The sequence below is a fragment of the Streptomyces sp. NPDC059906 genome, from assembly GCF_042730645.1.
GTDB lineage: Bacteria > Actinomycetota > Actinomycetes > Streptomycetales > Streptomycetaceae > Streptomyces > Streptomyces rubrogriseus.
The window spans coordinates 349,573-365,115 of record NZ_JBHWKU010000003.1 but is presented as its reverse complement, the minus strand read 5'-3'; the positions used below and the strand labels follow the sequence as shown (position 1 = coordinate 365,115).

Here is a 15,543-nt window from a genome sequence, read left to right as displayed (position 1 = left end):
TCAGGGCCCGGCGGCAACGCACCGCACACCGCCCCGAGTGAGGAGGCCATGAGTCCACCCCGTACCACCCCCGCCCGCCCCACCCCCGAAGCCGGCGCCGAGACCTCGGCCCAGCCGTCCGTGCGCGGCCGTCGGGCGCACGCCGGGCCACCCGCCGACGAGGGCCCGGCGGAGCCCGCGGTCGAGGCAGCCGACCCACCCGCCACGCGCGCGTGGCGCGGGCGCCTGCAGCCCCGCACCGTGCGCGCCCGGATCATCTGCCTCCTGATGGTGCCCGTCGTATCCCTGCTGGCCCTGTGGGCGTACGCGACGGTCACCACCGCCCAGGACATCTCCCGGCTGCGGCAGGTCCAGCGTGTGGACGCCCGTGTCCGGGCCCCCGTCGCTACCGCCGTCGCCGCCCTGCAGGCCGAGCGGCTCGCGGCCGTGCGCCACGCCACCGACCCGTCGTCGGTGCCGGGTGCCGACTTCCGGGAACTGATCGCGCGCACCGACCGCGCGGTGGGACAGCTGCGCCTCGGCGACCGCCATACCGTGGCCGACAGCGAGGAACTGTCCTCCGGGGTGGCCCGGCGGCTCGAGGCGTTCGTCACCGGCGCCGAAGGGCTGGCGCCGCTGCGTACCGCCGTCCTCGACCACCGGGCGGACTGGGAGGAGACCTACCGCCGCTACACGGCGGCCGTCTCGGCCGCCTTTCACGTGGGTGGCGCGCTGAGCGGGGTCCAGGACGCCGATCCGGGATCGGACGCGCGCGTGCTGGTCGAGTTCGCCCGCGCGGGCGAGGCACTGGCCCAGGAGGACGCCCTGCTGGGAGGTGTCCGCCCGGCCGACGGACTCGCCGGTGAGCGGCTGCGCCTGTTCACCGGCGCCGTTGCCACCCGCCGGACGCTGACCGAGTCCGCCGTCGCCGGTCTGGGCGGCTCCGAGCGCGCGTCCTGGCGGGATCTGGCCGGCACCGGTTCCTATCTGACCGTGGGCGCGACGGAGGACCGGCTGCTCGACAGCGGATCGCCGGAACGGCCGGCCGAGGCCACGACGTCCCGGACCGCCTGGGACGGGGCGCACGCGCGCGTGCGTGACGGCATGCGGGCCATCGAGCGGGACGCCGGACGTTCGGCCGCCGACCGGGCCGACCCGTTCACCCGCGGGGTGCTCACTCCGGCCGGGGCCGCGGTCCTGTTCGGACTCCTCGCTGTAGCCGCGTCGCTCGTCATCTCCGTCCGCATCGGCCGCGGTCTGGTGGTCGAGTTGGTGAGCCTGCGCAACAGCGCCCTGGAGATCGCCCGGCACAAGCTCCCCGAGGCGATGCGCAGGCTGCGCGCGGGCGACGAGATCGACATCCGGACCGAGGCACCGCCGCGGCCTCCCGCCGAGGACGAGGCCGGTCAGGTCGCCGAGGCCCTGGGCACCGTGCACCGGGCCGCCCTGCGCGCCGCGGTGGAACGTGCCGAACTCGCCGGCGGAATCGCCGGGGTCTTCGTCAACCTCGCCCGCCGCAGCCAGATCCTCGTCCACCGCCAGCTGAGCCTCCTGGACAGCATGGAACGCCGCTCCGACGACCCGAACGAACTCAGCGACCTCTTCCGGCTGGACCACCTCACCACCCGCATGCGACGCCATGCCGAAAGCCTGATCATCCTCTCCGGTGCGGCACCCGGACGGGCCTGGCGCATGCCGGTCTCCCTGACCGACGTGGTCCGTGCCGCCGTCTCCGAAGTCGAGGACTACGCGCGCGTGGAGGTACGGCAGCTCCCCGAAGCGTCCGTCCAGGGCGCGGCCGTCGCCGACGTCACCCACCTCCTGGCCGAGATCATCGAGAACGCGGCCCAGTTCTCCCCGCCCCACACACGCGTACGGGTCTCCGGTGAACCGGTCGGCAACGGCTACGCGATCGAGGTCGAGGACCGCGGCCTCGGCATGGGCAGGGACGCGCTCGCCGAGGCCAACCACCGCATCGCGCGGTCGGAGACGCTCGACCTGTTCGACAGCGACCGGCTTGGTCTGTTCGTCGTCAGCCGGCTCGCCGCCCGGCAGGACATCAAGGTGCATCTCCAGACCTCCCCCTACGGCGGCACCACCGCGGTCGTCCTCCTGCCCACGGCACTTCTGCACAGTGAAACGGCCCCATCTCCTCCCCGGGCGGCCCACGAGGAGGCCCGGGCCGAGGAGCACCTGCACGCGCGCGTGCCTGGCGCCGGGCAGCAGGAAACCGTGTCCGCACCGGTCGACCGGCCGGCGCTGACATCCGCCGTACCGGCACCGACGCGTACCACCGCACCGGGGCGGCCCCCCGGAGCGCCCGCGCTGCGACTGCACCGGTCCTCCGACCTGCCCGATCTGGCCGAAGCCCCCGCGAAGAGCGACGTCCCCCGCCCGCAGCAGCCGGCGGGGGAGCCCGACGACCTGCCCCGCCGGGTACGGCAGGCGAACCTCGCCCCCCAACTGCGCGACGGCAGCCCCCTCGGTTCGACCCGGCCCGGCCCGGCACACGACGACGAGCAGCGTACCCCCGAGGCCGTACGGGACCGCATGACCGCCTACCGCGACGGCTGGTCGCGCGGCGGGGGCCGTCGCCCCGGCCACCCGACACCGCCAAAACCGTCGACCGGCGACAGCACCGAAGGAGACCCCGCATGATCCAGAATCCCGGCACCGGGACCGCCCGGCGGGCCCGCGAACTCGACTGGCTCCTGGACGACCTTGTCGGACGCGTACACGAAGTGCGGCACGCCGTGGTGCTGTCGAACGACGGACTCGCCGTGGGCGCCTCGCACGGACTCGCCCGCGAGGACGGCGAACACCTCGCCGCCGTCGCCTCCGGCTTCCACAGCCTGGCCAAGGGGGCGGGCCGGCACTTCGGCGCCGGGGGAGTGCACCGGACGATGGTCGAAATGGACGACGGCTACCTGTTCGTGGCCGCGGCCGGAGACGGTTCCTGCCTCGCCGTCCTCACCGCCGTGACCGCGGACATCGGTCTCGTGGCCTATGAGATGGCCCGGCTGGTGCGACGCGTCGGCGAGCACCTCCGCACCGCGCCACGTGCCGCGGCACGACCACCCTTCGGCGCATGACCCGGAAGGGCCCCAAGGATGACCGACGACATCACGGGCGGCGGCCGGGAAGGACCGGGCAGCCAGTGGTACGACAACGAGGCCGGACCCCTCGTCCGCCCCTACGCGATGACCGGCGGCCGCACCCGGCCGGGCCCGGCGGGAGTGCGGTTCGACCTGATCGCCCTCGTCACGCGCGCAGTCGGCGCACCGGACGTCGACGACACCGTGCTCGGGCCGGAACACCGCACCCTGATCGACCTGTGCCGCACGGAGACCCAGTCGGTGGCCGAACTCGCCGCCGACGCCGACCTGCCCGTGGGCGTAGTCAGAGTGCTCCTCGGCGACCTGGCGGAACTGGGGTGCGTGACCGTCAGCCGTCCGGTGCCACCGGCGCAGTTGCCGGACGAACGGATTCTGCGCGAAGTGATCGACGGACTGCGCGCTCTGTAGAGAAGGCCGAACGAACGACCGTGACCGGCACGCACGTGCACGACCACCCGCACCGAGAGAAGTGATCCATGGCCTCCGAACGCTCCGACGCCACGGACGGCGACACGACCGCGCTGGCGTTGAAGATCCTGGTCGCCGGAGGTTTCGGCGTGGGCAAGACCACCCTGGTGGGCGCGGTCAGCGAGATCAGGCCGCTGCGCACCGAGGAACTGCTCAGCGAGGCCGGACAGTTGGTGGACGACACCGACGGCATCGACCGGAAGGTCACCACGACCGTCGCCATGGACTTCGGACGCATCACCATCCGGTCCGGGCTCTCCCTCTACCTCTTCGGTACACCGGGTCAGGACCGGTTCTGGTTCCTCTGGGACGAACTGGCGCAGGGGGCGCTCGGCGCCGTAGTCCTCGCGGACACCCGGCGCCTGGCGGACTGCTTTCCGGCGGTGGACTACTTCGAACACCGGCGCATCCCGTTCGTGGTGGCCGTGAACTGCTTCACGGGAGCACGCCGCCACGACGAGCACAGCGTCCTGCGCGCCCTCGACCTCGATCCGGGAACGCCGGTGGTGCTGTGCGACGCTCGGGACCGCGACTCGGGGAAGGAAGTGCTGATCCGGCTCGTCGAGTACGCCGGGCGGATGCACACCGCCCGGCTCCTCGACTCCGTCCGCTGACCGGACCGGTCCCCCGGGGCAAGGGGCTCTCAGTCGGCGACCGACTTCTGGGCCAGGACCTTGTCCACGGGCACCCGGACGAGGAGTTCACCCGGGACACCGTTGCGTGCCCCGAACTCCTCGGCGCGCTCCTCACCCATGTACCGGGCGCCGATGCGCCCGGCCCAGTGCCGCAGTTCGCCGAGGTCCTCCGAGATGCGCGCACGCCCCTGCAGCACCACGAAGTGGAAGGGCGGCCGGTCGTCGTCCACACACAGGGCGATACGGCCGTCACGGAGCAGATTGCGCCCCTTCACGGTGTCCTTGCCGGTGTTGAACACCAGATCGTCCCCGTCCAGCAGGAACCAGATGGGCGCGATGTGCGGGCTGCCGTCGGCCCGGACGGTCGAGAGTTTTCCGGTGCGGGTGCCGTCCGAGACGAACGCCCGCCATTCCTCATCGGTCATCTTCTGTGCCATGCCCCCATCCTCCTTGCCCGGAGCACGGGCGTGGTGAAGGCTGGCGGACGGATCCCCCGGCCAGGGGGAGGCAACGCACACGGGGAGACACGGGGAGATCGGATCATGGCGCAGAACCAGGGACTGGGCTGGCTGCTGGACGACCTGACCGCACGCGTCGAACATGTGCGGCACGCGTTGGTCCTGTCCAACGACGGATTGGTGACCGGGGCGAGTACGGGCCTGCGACGCGAGGACGCCGAGCACCTCGCCGCCGTGTCGTCCGGACTGCACAGCCTGGCCAAGGGCTCGGGCCGCCACTTCGGCGCCGGCCAGGTACGGCAGACGATGGTCGAGTTCGACGACGCCGTCCTGTTCGTCACCGCGGCGGGTTCGGGCAGTTGCCTGTGCGTGCTCAGCGGGGCGGAGGCCGACATCGGGCAGATCGCCTACGAGATGACGCTGCTCGTGAACCGGGTGGGCGAGCACCTCGACGTCGACGCGCGGCAGCCGGGACGAATATCACCCACCGAGCCCTGACCTGCGCTTTCGGTGTCCCCGGTGGTCGGTCGCAGAGTTATCCACAGGCTCGCCACGGATGCCTCGGTTGCGGCTACGGTTCTTTGTGTCGGCGGGCGCGGACGGCGCCGGCCACACACTCCACGGGGGAGACGAACCATGTCCGGCAACACCATCACGCACGACGTCGCAGCGGTCGGCGAGCGGACCGGGACCACCCGGGGCGCCTCGGTCACCCACCACCGCGCGGCGCGAGAGCTGGGCCTCAGGCGCAGCGACTTCGACCTCGCCGTGCACCTCGGCCGGGTCCGCACGGTACCCGACGACGCGGGAGGCGGGCGGCGCGTCCCTCGCGACGAGATCGACCGGATCCGGGCGGCGGACGGTTTCCCCGAGGTGCTTCGGGCCGCTGTCCGGGCCGTCGGGACCACGGAGGGCGCGGCCCTCATGGACGTGACCACGGCCCGATTCACCCGTCTCGCACGGCTGGGACTGCTGGTGCCCGTGAAGTTCTACGTCAACCGGTACCGCGCCGTCGTCTGGCTGTATCTGGCGGAGGAGCTACGGCAGTTCAGGACGGACGAGCGCAACACCGCACTGCTGAAGGGCCGCACGCCCGAAGGCCTGCGGAATCAGCTCCAGGAGGGGCTGGACCTGCGTCCCCGCAACTGGCGGGGAAGGCATCTGGGATTCCTGCTCCGGCAGGCGGACGACCCGTGGGCCCGGGCCGCAGCGGTGGCGTCGCTGCTCGACGCCGCCGAGATCTCGGACGTCATCACGGACCCCTACGAGCGCTCCCACCTGCGCCGGTTCCGCCCCGCACGCGCCATGCACGGATCGCCGGGCTCCCCGGCCGCACAGCTCGCCGAGGAGATCGTCACGGCCGGCGACCCGGACGAGGTCGACTGGCTCCGCTCGGACCTGGCGGCCGCGGTGGACACGGCCCGCCGCCATCGCCCGGCGCCCCGCCCGGCCACACATGGTGTGCCGCACCCGACAGGTCCGGAATCCCTGCCGCGCGAGACGGCGGAACCGGTGCGGCCCGAGGGGGAGAACGCCGCACCACGCACGGTGCGGCGACCCGGACGGCTGAGTGGTCTGTTCGGACGGCTGTGGCGCAGAGACTCCTGACCTACAGGGCCCGGAAAAGCCCTTCCTGGACGACGGAGACCAGCATCCGTCCCTCCCTGTCGTAGATCCGTCCGCGGGCCAGCCCACGCCCGCCGGTCGCGATCGGCGACTCCTGGTCGTACAGAAACCACTCGTCGGCCCGGAACGGCCGGTGGAACCACATGGCGTGGTCCAGCGACGCCATGTCGAACCCCCGGGGACCCCACAGCGGCTCCACAGGGATGCGCACGGCGTCCAGGAGCGTCATGTCGCTGGCGTAGGTCAGGGCGCAGGTGTGCACGAGCGGGTCGTCGCCCAGCGGCCCGACGGCGCGCATCCACACGGCGCTGCGGGGCTCGGCTCCCTCGACGTCCTCGGCGCTCCAGCGAAGGCGGTCGACGTAGCGGATGTCGAAGGGCTGACGGCGGGCCATCCGCTCCAGCTGCTCCGGCAGTGCGCCGAGGTGCTCCCGCACCTCGTCCGCGACCGTCGGCAGGGACTCCGGATCGGGGACCTTGCGGGCCGGCGGCAACTGGTGTTCGAAACTGCCCGGCTCAGGCTTGTGAAAGGAGGCGGTGAGCGTGAAGATCGTGCGGCCCTGCTGCACGGCGGTGACCCTGCGGGTGGTGAACGACCGTCCGTCCCGGTCCCGTTCGACCTGGTACACGATGGGCACTCCCGGGCGGCCCGGACGCAGGAAGTACGCATGCAGCGAGTGCACCGGGCGGTCACCGTCGGTGGTGCGGCCCGCGGCGACCAGGGCCTGGCCGGCCACCTGGCCCCCGAAGACCCGCTGCAACGACTCCTCGGGGCTGCGGCCACGGAAGATGTTGACCTCGATCTGCTCCAGGTCGAGCAGGGCGACGAGGCTCTCGGCCGGATTCGTCATGAGTGGGTTTCTCCTGTGCTCACAGCTGGCCGACATCGGTGACCCGGACGACCGCACGGCCCTCCGCGTCGGAGGCGGTGAGGTCGACCTCGGCACTGATGCCCCAGTCGTGGTCGTCGTTCGGGTCGTCGAAGATCTGCCGTACGCGCCACAGCCCGTTCTGCGGCTCCTCCTCGATGACGAGCAGCTTCGGACCGCGGGCGTCCGGGCCGGTGCCCAGGTCGTCGTACTCGTCCCAGTACTTGTCCATGGCCTCGCCCCACGCGTCGGCGTCCCAGCCGGCGTCGGCATCCATCTCGCCCAGCTCACCGACCTGGTCCAGGGCGGCAAGCTCGACACGGCGGAACATGGTGTTGCGCACCAGCACACGGAAGGCGCGCGCGTTGGCCGTGACCGGCCGTACCTGATCGGCCTTCTCCTGAGCCTCCTCGGCGGTCATCTCCTCCGGGTTGGCGAGCTGCTCCCACTCGTCGAGGAGACTGGAGTCGACCTGGCGCACCATCTCGCCGAGCCACTCGATCAGGTCCTGCAGGTCCTCGGACTTGAGGTCGTCCGGCACGGTGTGGTCGAGGGCCTTGTAGGCGCTCGCCAGGTAGCGCAGCACGATGCCCTCGGTGCGGGCCAGTTCGTAGTGGGAGACCAGCTCCGTGAAGGTCAGTGCCCGTTCGTACATGTCGCGGATGACCGACTTCGGGGACAGCGGGTGGTCACCGACCCAGGGATGGCTCCTGCGGTACGTGTCGTAGGCGTGGAAGAGCAGCTCCTCCAGGGGCTTCGGGTAGGTGATGTCCTGGAGGCGCTCCATGCGCTCCTCGTACTCGACCCCGTCCGCCTTCATCGCGGCCACGGCCTCACCGCGGGCCTTGTTCTGCTGGGCGGCGAGGATCTGCCGCGGGTCGTCCAGCGTGGACTCCACGACCGACACCATGTCCAGCGCGTACGAAGGCGACTCGGGGTCCAGCAGTTCGAAGGCGGCCAGGGCGAACGTGGACAGCGGCTGGTTCAGCGCGAAGTCCTGCTGCAGGTCCACCGTGAGACGCACGATGCGCCCCTCCGCGTCCGGCTGGTCGAGCTTCTCCACGATGCCGCCGTCCAGCAGCGACCGGTAGATGGCGATCGCCCGCCGGATGTGCCTGAGCTGCTGCCTGCGCGGCTCGTGGTTGTCCTCCAGCAGGTGCCGCATCGCCAAGAAGGCGTCGCCGGGACGGGCGATCACCGACAGCAGCATGGTGTGCGTGACCCGGAAGCGGGACGTCAGCGGCTCCGGCTCGGAGCCGATGAGCTTCTCGAACGTGCTCTCCGACCAGGCCACGAACCCTTCGGGGGCCTTCTTCCGGACGACCTTCCGCCGCTTCTTCGGGTCGTCACCGGCCTTGGCGAGCGCCTTCTCGTTCTCGACGACGTGCTCGGGCGCCTGGGCGACCACGAAGCCCTCCGTGTCGAACCCGGCGCGTCCGGCACGCCCGGCGATCTGGTGGAACTCGCGGGCCCTCAGCGTGCGGACCCGGGTACCGTCGTACTTGCTCAGCGCGGTGAACAGCACGGTCCGGATCGGCACGTTGACGCCCACGCCGAGCGTGTCCGTGCCGCAGATCACCTTCAGCAGGCCGGCCTGCGCGAGCTTCTCCACCAGCCGCCGGTACTTGGGCAGCATGCCGGCGTGATGGACCCCGATGCCGTGCCGCACGTAACGGGAGAGATTGCGGCCGAACTTGGTGGTGAAGCGGAAGTTGCCGATCAGCTCGGCGATCCGTTCCTTCTCCTCACGGGTGCACATGTTGATGCTCATCAGCGCCTGCGCCCGCTCCACGGCCTGCGCCTGGGTGAAATGCACGATGTACACGGGGGCCTGCCGGGCCGCCAGCAGATCGGTGAGCGTCTCGGTGAGCGGGGTGTAGCGGAATTCGTAGGACAGCGGCACCGGACGGGTGGCCGAGCGGACCACCGCGGTGGGACGGCCGGTGCGGCGCGCGAGGTCCTTCTCGAAGAAGGAGACGTCACCAAGGGTCGCCGACATCAGGACGAACTGGGCCTGCGGCAGTTCCAGCAGCGGAATCTGCCAGGCCCAGCCGCGGTCCGGCTCCGCGTAGAAGTGGAACTCGTCCATGACGACCTGGCCGATGTCCGCGTGCTTGCCGTCACGCAGCGCGATGGACGCCAGGACCTCGGCCGTGCAGCAGATGACCGGGGCGTCGGAGTTCACCGAGGCGTCGCCGGTCAGCATGCCCACGTTCTCGGTGCCGAAGATCTTGCACAGCTCGAAGAACTTCTCCGACACCAGCGCCTTGATCGGGGCCGTGTAGAAGGTGACCTCGTCCCGGGCCAGGGCGGCGAAGTGCGCGCCCGCCGCGATCATGCTCTTGCCGGAACCGGTGGGAGTCGACACGATCACGTTCGCGCCGGAGACCACCTCGATCAGCGCCTCCTCCTGATGGGGGTAGAGCGTGAGACCGCGCTCCTGCGCCCACGCCTCGAAGGCTTCGTACAGGGCATCGGGGTCGGCGGTCCGCGGCAGCTGATCGATGAGGGTCACGCCCCCATCTTGCCTGTCCCGGGTCGTGATGGGGGAATCGGCTGTCCGCATGAAGATCACGAACGCTACGCTGGGTCGCCGGCGCGGAAACCGCGGACGCGGACAACTGCACAGCGGCACACGAGGAATGGGGCGGGCAACGGCGATGATGGGACCAGCACACTCACTGTCGGGCGCCGCGGCGTGGCTCGGCGTCGGGGCGGCGACCGCCGCCGCGGGACAGCCGATGCCCTGGCCGGTGCTGCTCGCCGGAGCCCTGATCTGCGCCGGAGCGGCACTCGCCCCCGACCTCGACCACAAGGCGGCCACCATCTCCCGGGCCTTCGGACCGGTCTCACGGGGGCTGTGCGAGATCGTGGACAAGCTGTCCTACGCCGTCTACAAGGCCACGAAGAAGCGGGGCGACCCGCGCCGCACCGGCGGGCACCGCACGCTGACGCACACCTGGCTGTGGGCGGTCCTGATCGGCGGCGGCACCTCCGTCCTGGCCATCACGGGTGGCCGGTGGGCGGTCCTGGCGATCCTCTTCGTGCACATGGTGCTGGCCATCGAGGGCCTGCTCTGGCGGGCCACCCGCGGCTCCAGCAGCGACGTGCTGGTCTGGCTGCTGGCCGGGACCAGCGCATGGATCCTCGCCGGGATCCTGGACAAGCCCGACGGTGGCGCGGACTGGCTGTTCACCGCCCCGGGCCAGGAGTACCTGTGGCTCGGGCTGCCGATCGTGCTCGGCGCGCTGGTGCACGACATCGGGGACGCGCTGACCGTTTCCGGCTGCCCGATACTCTGGCCGATACCGGTGGGCCGCAAGCGGTGGTACCCCATCGGCCCGCCGAAGATGATGCGGTTCCGGGCGGGCAGCTGGGTGGAGCTCAAGGTGCTGATGCCGGTGTTCATGCTGCTCGGGGGAGTGGGCGGCGCGGCGGCACTCAACTTCATCTGAGCGACCCGCCGCCGATCGGGTCAGCCGGTTTCGCCGGTGTCCCGTCCCTCGCCCGCGCCGTAACGCCGCTCGAAGCGGGCGACGCGCCCCTCCGAGTCCACCGTTCGCGCCTTGCCGGTGTAGAAGGGGTGGCTCTCCGAGGAGATCTCCACCTCCACCACCGGGTAGGTCTCGCCGTCGTCCCACATGATGGTCTGGTCGCTGACCGCGGTGGACCGGGTGAGGAAGGCGTACCCGGCACCGCGGTCACGGAAGACGACGGGCCGGTAGTCGGGATGCTTGTCCTGCTGCATGGCTGCTCCTCGTACGGCACGGTTCATCGGGGCGCCGGCAGGTGCCTGCCGTCGCGAGTGGCGTCAGCCGGGCAGGGAGTCCTCGTCGACCACGTGCATCGCGGCCTCTTCGGCGGAGGCGGCCGCGCCGTCGATGCCCACGTCCATGGCGACCAGCGCCGGCTCCTCGTCCTCGTGCACCCCTTCGTCGGGTGCCACGAGCCGGCCGGAGCGGTCCGCGCCGACCTCGTTGTCCAGCAGTTCCCCGTCGGTGCCGTCGGAATCGCCCAGCCCGTCGCCGTCGGGCGCGAGCTCGTCCGGCCGCTCCTCGGCGAGCCGCTCGTCCAGCGTTTCACCGCGGCGGCGTTCGGCGGCCGTCACGCCGGTGTGTTCCACCGCCCAGGGGCGCTCGGGCGGGGACCAGCCCCGGTCGAGGGGATCGTCGACACCGTCCTCCTCGAGGGTGTCCTCACTGTCGAGCAGGCCGGTGTCCTCCCGCTGCTCGGATCCGTCGGGCTGGTAGACGTCATCTCCCCATCCGTCGACGCTGTTCACGGATACCTCCCGGGGGTGGGGACCGGCCCCTTCTCACCGTGGACCGCGGCGGGCCGCCGCTGCACGGGGCACAGGCCTCACCCGTCGGAGAACCGCGCGGTTCCCGGGCCTGCCTCGAGCCGGTGCCTTCTCCAAGCCTTCCACTCCCGTTCGGGACCGCGCAACGGCACGGACGCCGTCGGGGTGCCCGCCGGGCCGGGCTCCCCTGCGGCTGCACCGTCCCGTCCGGCTGCACAGCCCCCTCCGGCCCACGCCGACGAGGCCGGTGCCGGCCCCCGTCCGGCCCTCTCCGGTCCTCGTCGGCCGGTCCGGGGCCCGCCACCGCCGCCCGCCCCGGACCCCTCTCGCTCTCGCTCTCGAAGAGTGTGACGCGGCTACCCGTGCCAGGAGCGCCACAGTGCCGCGTAGGCACCGTCCGCCGCGACGAGTTCGTCGTGGCTGCCCAGCTCACTGATCCGGCCGTTCTCGACCACGGCGATGACGTCCGCGTCATGGGCGGTGTGCAGGCGATGGGCGATCGCGATCACCGTGCGACCGTCCAGGACCCGGGCCAGGGACCGTTCGAGATGGCGTGCGGCCCGTGGGTCGAGCAGGGACGTCGCCTCGTCCAGCACCAGGGTGTGCGGGTCGGCCAGCACCAGGCGGGCCAGCGCGATCTGCTGGGCCTGCGCCGGGGTCAGCGCGAAGCCGCCCGAGCCGACCTCGGTGTCCAGGCCCTCGTCCAGCCCACGGGACCAGTCGTCCGCGTCGACCGCGCCCAGCGCCGCCCACAGCTCGGCGTCGGTGGCGCCGGTCCTGGCGAGCCGGAGGTTGTCGCGCAGGGAACCCACGAAGACGTGGTGCTCCTGGTTGACCAGGGCGACGTGCGAGCGGACCCGTTCCGCGGACATCCGGGAGAGTTCCGCCCCGCCCAGGGTGATCCGGCCCTCCCTGGGACCGTAGATGCCCGCGAGCAGCCTGCCCAGGGTGGATTTGCCGGCGCCCGAGGGGCCGACCAGGGCGAGCCTGGTGCCCGGGGCGACCTCCAGCGACACCTTGCGCAGGACGTCCACGCCCTCGAGGTAGCCGAAGTGCACCCGGTCGGCGTGCACGTCCCGTCCGTCGGGGGCCAGCGTGGCGTCACCGGCGTCCGGCTCGATGTCCCGCACGCCCACCAGCCGGGCCAGGGACACCTGGGCCACCTGCAGCTCGTCGTACCAGCGCAGGATGATGCCGACCGGGTCGACGAGCATCTGCGCGATCAGGGCGGCCGTGGTCAGCTGACCGACGCCGATCCAGCCCTGGAGGACGAACACACCGCCGATGAGCAGGACGGAGGCGAGCACGGTCACGTGGGTGACGTTGATGACGGGGAAGAGCACCGACCGCAGCCACAGGGTGTAGCGCTCCCAGGCCGTCCACTCCCTGATCCGGTGCTCGGACAGCTCGATGCGACGGGCGTCGAGGCGGTGCGACTCCACGGTGCGCCCGGCGTCCACCGTCTCGGCCAGCGCGGCGGCCACCGCGGCGTACCCGGCGGCCTCCGAGCGGTAGGCGGCGGGCGCCCGGCGGAAGTACCAGCGGCAGCCGATCACCAGCAGCGGCACCGCGATCAGTACCGCGGGCGCCAGCGGCGGCGCCGTCACCACCAGGCCACCGAGCAGCAGCACCACCCACACGGCGCCGATCGCGAGCTGGGGCACGGCCTCGCGCATGGCGTTGGCGAGCCGGTCGATGTCCGTGGTGATCCGGGAGAGCAGGTCGCCCGTGCCCGCCCGTTCCAGCACGCCGGGCGGCAGTCCGACCGACCGCACGAGGAAGTCCTCGCGCAGATCGGCCAGCATCCGCTCGCCGAGCACGGCCCCCCGCAGCCGCACCTCGCGCACGAACACGGCCTGCACGACGAGGGCGAGCACGAAGAGCGTGGCGGTGAGGCCGAGACGCAGCTCGCGCGCGTCGTCCGAGACCCGCTCCACGAGCCCGCCCAGCAGGTAGGGGCCCGCCATCGAGGCGATCACGGCGACGGTGTTGACGGTGACGAGGAAGAGGAAGGCCCCGCGGTGCCGGCGCAGCAGTTCTCCCACGTAGGCGCGCACGGTCGGGCGCGCGCCGACGGGCAGGGTGTTCGCCGTCGTGGGAGCCGCCGGGTCGTAGGACGGTGGGGCGACGCCGATCATGCCGTCTCCTCGATCTCTTCCAGTCGGTGCAGTACGTCGTCGTCGCTCAGGGAGCCGTCCCGGTCCTCGGCGCGGCCGTCGTCGGTCAGGGGCTTCACCGGTTTCCCCCGGGCCGGTACGGCGTCCGGGTGCGCCGCGGTCTCCTCGTCGGTCTCGCGGGTCACCACGGCCCGGTACCGGTGCTCGGTGTGCAGCAGTTCCCGGTGCGCTCCGACCGCCGCGACCTCACCTTCGTGCAGGAACACGATCCGGTCCGCACGGTCCAGCAGCAGCGGCGAGGAGGTGAACACCACCGTGGTGCGCCCCGCGCGCAGCGCCCGTACGCCTTCCGCGATCCGCGCCTCGGTGTGCGAGTCGACGGCCGAGGTCGGTTCGTCCAGGACCAGCGCCTCCGGGTCCGTGATCAGGGACCGGGCCAGCGCCAGTCGCTGGCGCTGGCCGCCCGACAGCGAACGGCCACGCTCGGTGATGCGGGCGTCCATCGGGTCGTCGGCGCCGAGCGAGCCCTGCGCGAGCGCCGTCAGTACGTCACCGCACTGGGCGGCGGTCAGCGCGTCCTCGGCGTCGACGGCACCGGACGCGGGCACGTCCAGCAGCTCCCGGAGCGTTCCGGAGAGCGGCACCGGGTCCTTGTCCTGCACCAGGACGGCGGTGCGCGCGGACTTCAGGGGAAGCTCGTCCAGCGGCACCCCGCCCAGCAGGGCCGACGTGCCCTCCTCCGAGGGGTGCCCGCCGAGCCGCTCCGCCAGCCGCCCGGCCGCGTCCGGGTCGCCGCACACCACGGCGGTGAACCGGCCCGCCGGAGCCAGGAGACCGGTGCCGGGGTCGTACAGGTCGCCGGTGGGGGTCTCGGCGGCGCGCGAACCAGCGGTGTCCGTGGTGCGTTCCAGGGCCAGCACCCGTGCGGCCCGTTTGGCCGAGGGCCGGGAGAAGGAGTACGCCATGGCGATCTCCTCGAAGTGCCGCAGCGGGTAGGTGAGGATCATGACGGAGCTGTAGACGGTGACGAGTTCGCCGACGTCGATACGGCCGTCGCGGGCCAGGTGGACGCCGTGCCAGACCACGGCGATCAGCAGCAGGCCGGGCAGCAGCACCTGGATGGCGGAGATCAAGGACCACATGCGGGCGCTGCGCACGGCGGCGTGCCGCACCTCCTGGGAGGCGTCGCGGTAGCGGTCGAGGAAGAGTTCCTCGCCGCCGATGCCGCGCAGCACGCGCAGTCCGGCGACGGTGTCCGAGGCGAGTTCGGTGGCGCGTCCGGCCTTGTCGCGCTGGACGTCGGCCCGCCGGGTGGCGCGGGGCAGCAGGGGCAGTACCGCCAGGGCCAGCACCGGCAGGCCCACGACCACGACGACCCCGAGCGCCGGCTGGTAGACGACCAGCGCCACGCAGACCAGCACGATGGTGAGCGCGGCCGCCGTGAAGCGGGAGACGGCCTCCACGAACCAGCCGATCTTCTCGACGTCGCCGGTGGACACGGCCACGACCTCACCGGCCGCGACGCGCCGGGTCAGTGCAGAGCCGAGCAGCGCCGTCTTGCGGGCCAGCAGTTGCTGGACGCGGGCGGCGGCGGTGATCCAGTTGGTGACGGCCGCGCGGTGCAGGAAGGTGTCGCCGAGCGCGTTGCCGACACAGCACAGCACCATGACGCCGCCCGCGAGGGCGAGCCGGCTGCCGGAGCGGTCGACGACCGCCTGGATGGCGAGACCGACGCAGAAGGGCAGGGCGGAGACGGAGGCGAAGTGCAGCAGGCCCCAGGCCAGTGACTTGAGTTGCCCACCGAGCTGGTTGCGGAACAGCCACCACAGGAATCGGGGGCCCGAGCGTGCGTCCGGCACACCCGGGTCGGGATACGGAAGGTCTTGGATCTGCATGACGTCCCAGTGGCTCGTGTCAGGGGGTGCCGTTGCTATGCGGCATCAAGAGGCTGCAAACCGTGAAAGGTTCGCGTCGCG

At 72.0% G+C, this 15,543-nt stretch carries 14 protein-coding genes; 7 read left to right on the top strand and 7 right to left on the bottom strand.

Going from position 1 to position 15,543, the window contains the following annotated elements; genetic code table 11:
* Positions 1–48 precede the first annotated feature (48 nt).
* From ACFV9J_RS07075 to ACFV9J_RS07060, 4 genes are all read left to right on the top strand, one after another.
* Entirely contained in the window at positions 49–2,637 is a 2,589-nt protein-coding gene (locus ACFV9J_RS07075; protein ID WP_385351002.1) for a nitrate- and nitrite sensing domain-containing protein, read from the top strand.
* Complete coding sequence (locus tag ACFV9J_RS07070) at positions 2,634–3,071, top strand: roadblock/LC7 domain-containing protein (RefSeq protein ID WP_109030344.1); 438 nt, start codon at positions 2,634–2,636, stop codon at positions 3,069–3,071. The genes ACFV9J_RS07075 and ACFV9J_RS07070 overlap by 4 nt, the downstream gene beginning before the upstream one ends.
* Before the next feature lie 18 nt (positions 3,072–3,089).
* Complete coding sequence (locus ACFV9J_RS07065; RefSeq protein WP_109030345.1) at positions 3,090–3,503, top strand: DUF742 domain-containing protein; 414 nt, start codon at positions 3,090–3,092, stop codon at positions 3,501–3,503.
* 68 nt (positions 3,504–3,571) lie between these two features.
* A complete protein-coding gene (locus tag ACFV9J_RS07060) occupies positions 3,572–4,177 on the top strand; it encodes an ATP/GTP-binding protein (RefSeq protein WP_385350998.1) in 606 nt (201 codons plus the stop codon).
* A gap of 29 nt (positions 4,178–4,206) precedes the next feature.
* Here the strand turns inward: ACFV9J_RS07060 and ACFV9J_RS07055 are convergent, their stop codons facing one another.
* On the bottom strand, positions 4,207–4,635 hold the full coding sequence (locus ACFV9J_RS07055; RefSeq protein WP_385350995.1) for a PPOX class F420-dependent oxidoreductase: 429 nt from the start codon (positions 4,633–4,635) through the stop codon (positions 4,207–4,209).
* Between the two features lie 105 nt (positions 4,636–4,740).
* On the opposite strand from ACFV9J_RS07055, the gene ACFV9J_RS07050 reads away from it, so the two are divergent.
* On the top strand, positions 4,741–5,154 hold the full coding sequence (locus tag ACFV9J_RS07050; RefSeq protein ID WP_385350992.1) for a roadblock/LC7 domain-containing protein: 414 nt from the start codon (positions 4,741–4,743) through the stop codon (positions 5,152–5,154).
* Between the two features lie 138 nt (positions 5,155–5,292).
* A complete protein-coding gene (locus ACFV9J_RS07045; RefSeq protein ID WP_385350989.1) occupies positions 5,293–6,264 on the top strand; it encodes a DUF6397 family protein in 972 nt (323 codons plus the stop codon).
* A 1-nt stretch (position 6,265) separates the two neighbouring features.
* Here the strand turns inward: ACFV9J_RS07045 and ACFV9J_RS07040 are convergent, their stop codons facing one another.
* Entirely contained in the window at positions 6,266–7,132 is an 867-nt protein-coding gene (locus ACFV9J_RS07040; RefSeq protein ID WP_003977678.1) for an acyl-CoA thioesterase II, read from the bottom strand.
* Positions 7,133–7,151: 19 nt separating this feature from the next.
* Positions 7,152–9,665 (bottom strand): DEAD/DEAH box helicase, encoded by a 2,514-nt coding sequence (locus tag ACFV9J_RS07035; protein WP_385350985.1) that lies wholly within the window; start codon positions 9,663–9,665, stop codon positions 7,152–7,154.
* Positions 9,666–9,810: 145 nt separating this feature from the next.
* On the opposite strand from ACFV9J_RS07035, the gene ACFV9J_RS07030 reads away from it, so the two are divergent.
* Positions 9,811–10,605, top strand: a complete 795-nt coding sequence (locus ACFV9J_RS07030) for a metal-dependent hydrolase (protein ID WP_385350982.1) — start codon at positions 9,811–9,813, stop codon at positions 10,603–10,605.
* A 20-nt stretch (positions 10,606–10,625) separates the two neighbouring features.
* Here the strand turns inward: ACFV9J_RS07030 and ACFV9J_RS07025 are convergent, their stop codons facing one another.
* From ACFV9J_RS07025 to ACFV9J_RS07010, 4 genes are all read right to left on the bottom strand, one after another.
* Positions 10,626–10,898 (bottom strand): type B 50S ribosomal protein L31, encoded by a 273-nt coding sequence (locus ACFV9J_RS07025; protein WP_385350980.1) that lies wholly within the window; start codon positions 10,896–10,898, stop codon positions 10,626–10,628.
* 63 nt (positions 10,899–10,961) lie between these two features.
* Entirely contained in the window at positions 10,962–11,432 is a 471-nt protein-coding gene (locus tag ACFV9J_RS07020; protein ID WP_385350977.1) for a DUF5709 domain-containing protein, read from the bottom strand.
* Positions 11,433–11,806: 374 nt separating this feature from the next.
* Positions 11,807–13,588 carry an ABC transporter ATP-binding protein gene (locus tag ACFV9J_RS07015; RefSeq protein WP_385350974.1) on the bottom strand — a complete coding sequence of 594 codons (1,782 nt, stop codon included), beginning with the start codon at positions 13,586–13,588 and terminating at the stop codon, positions 11,807–11,809.
* Entirely contained in the window at positions 13,585–15,462 is a 1,878-nt protein-coding gene (locus tag ACFV9J_RS07010) for an ABC transporter transmembrane domain-containing protein (protein WP_385350971.1), read from the bottom strand. The genes ACFV9J_RS07015 and ACFV9J_RS07010 overlap by 4 nt, the downstream gene beginning before the upstream one ends.
* Between the last annotated feature and the right edge of the window lie 81 nt (positions 15,463–15,543).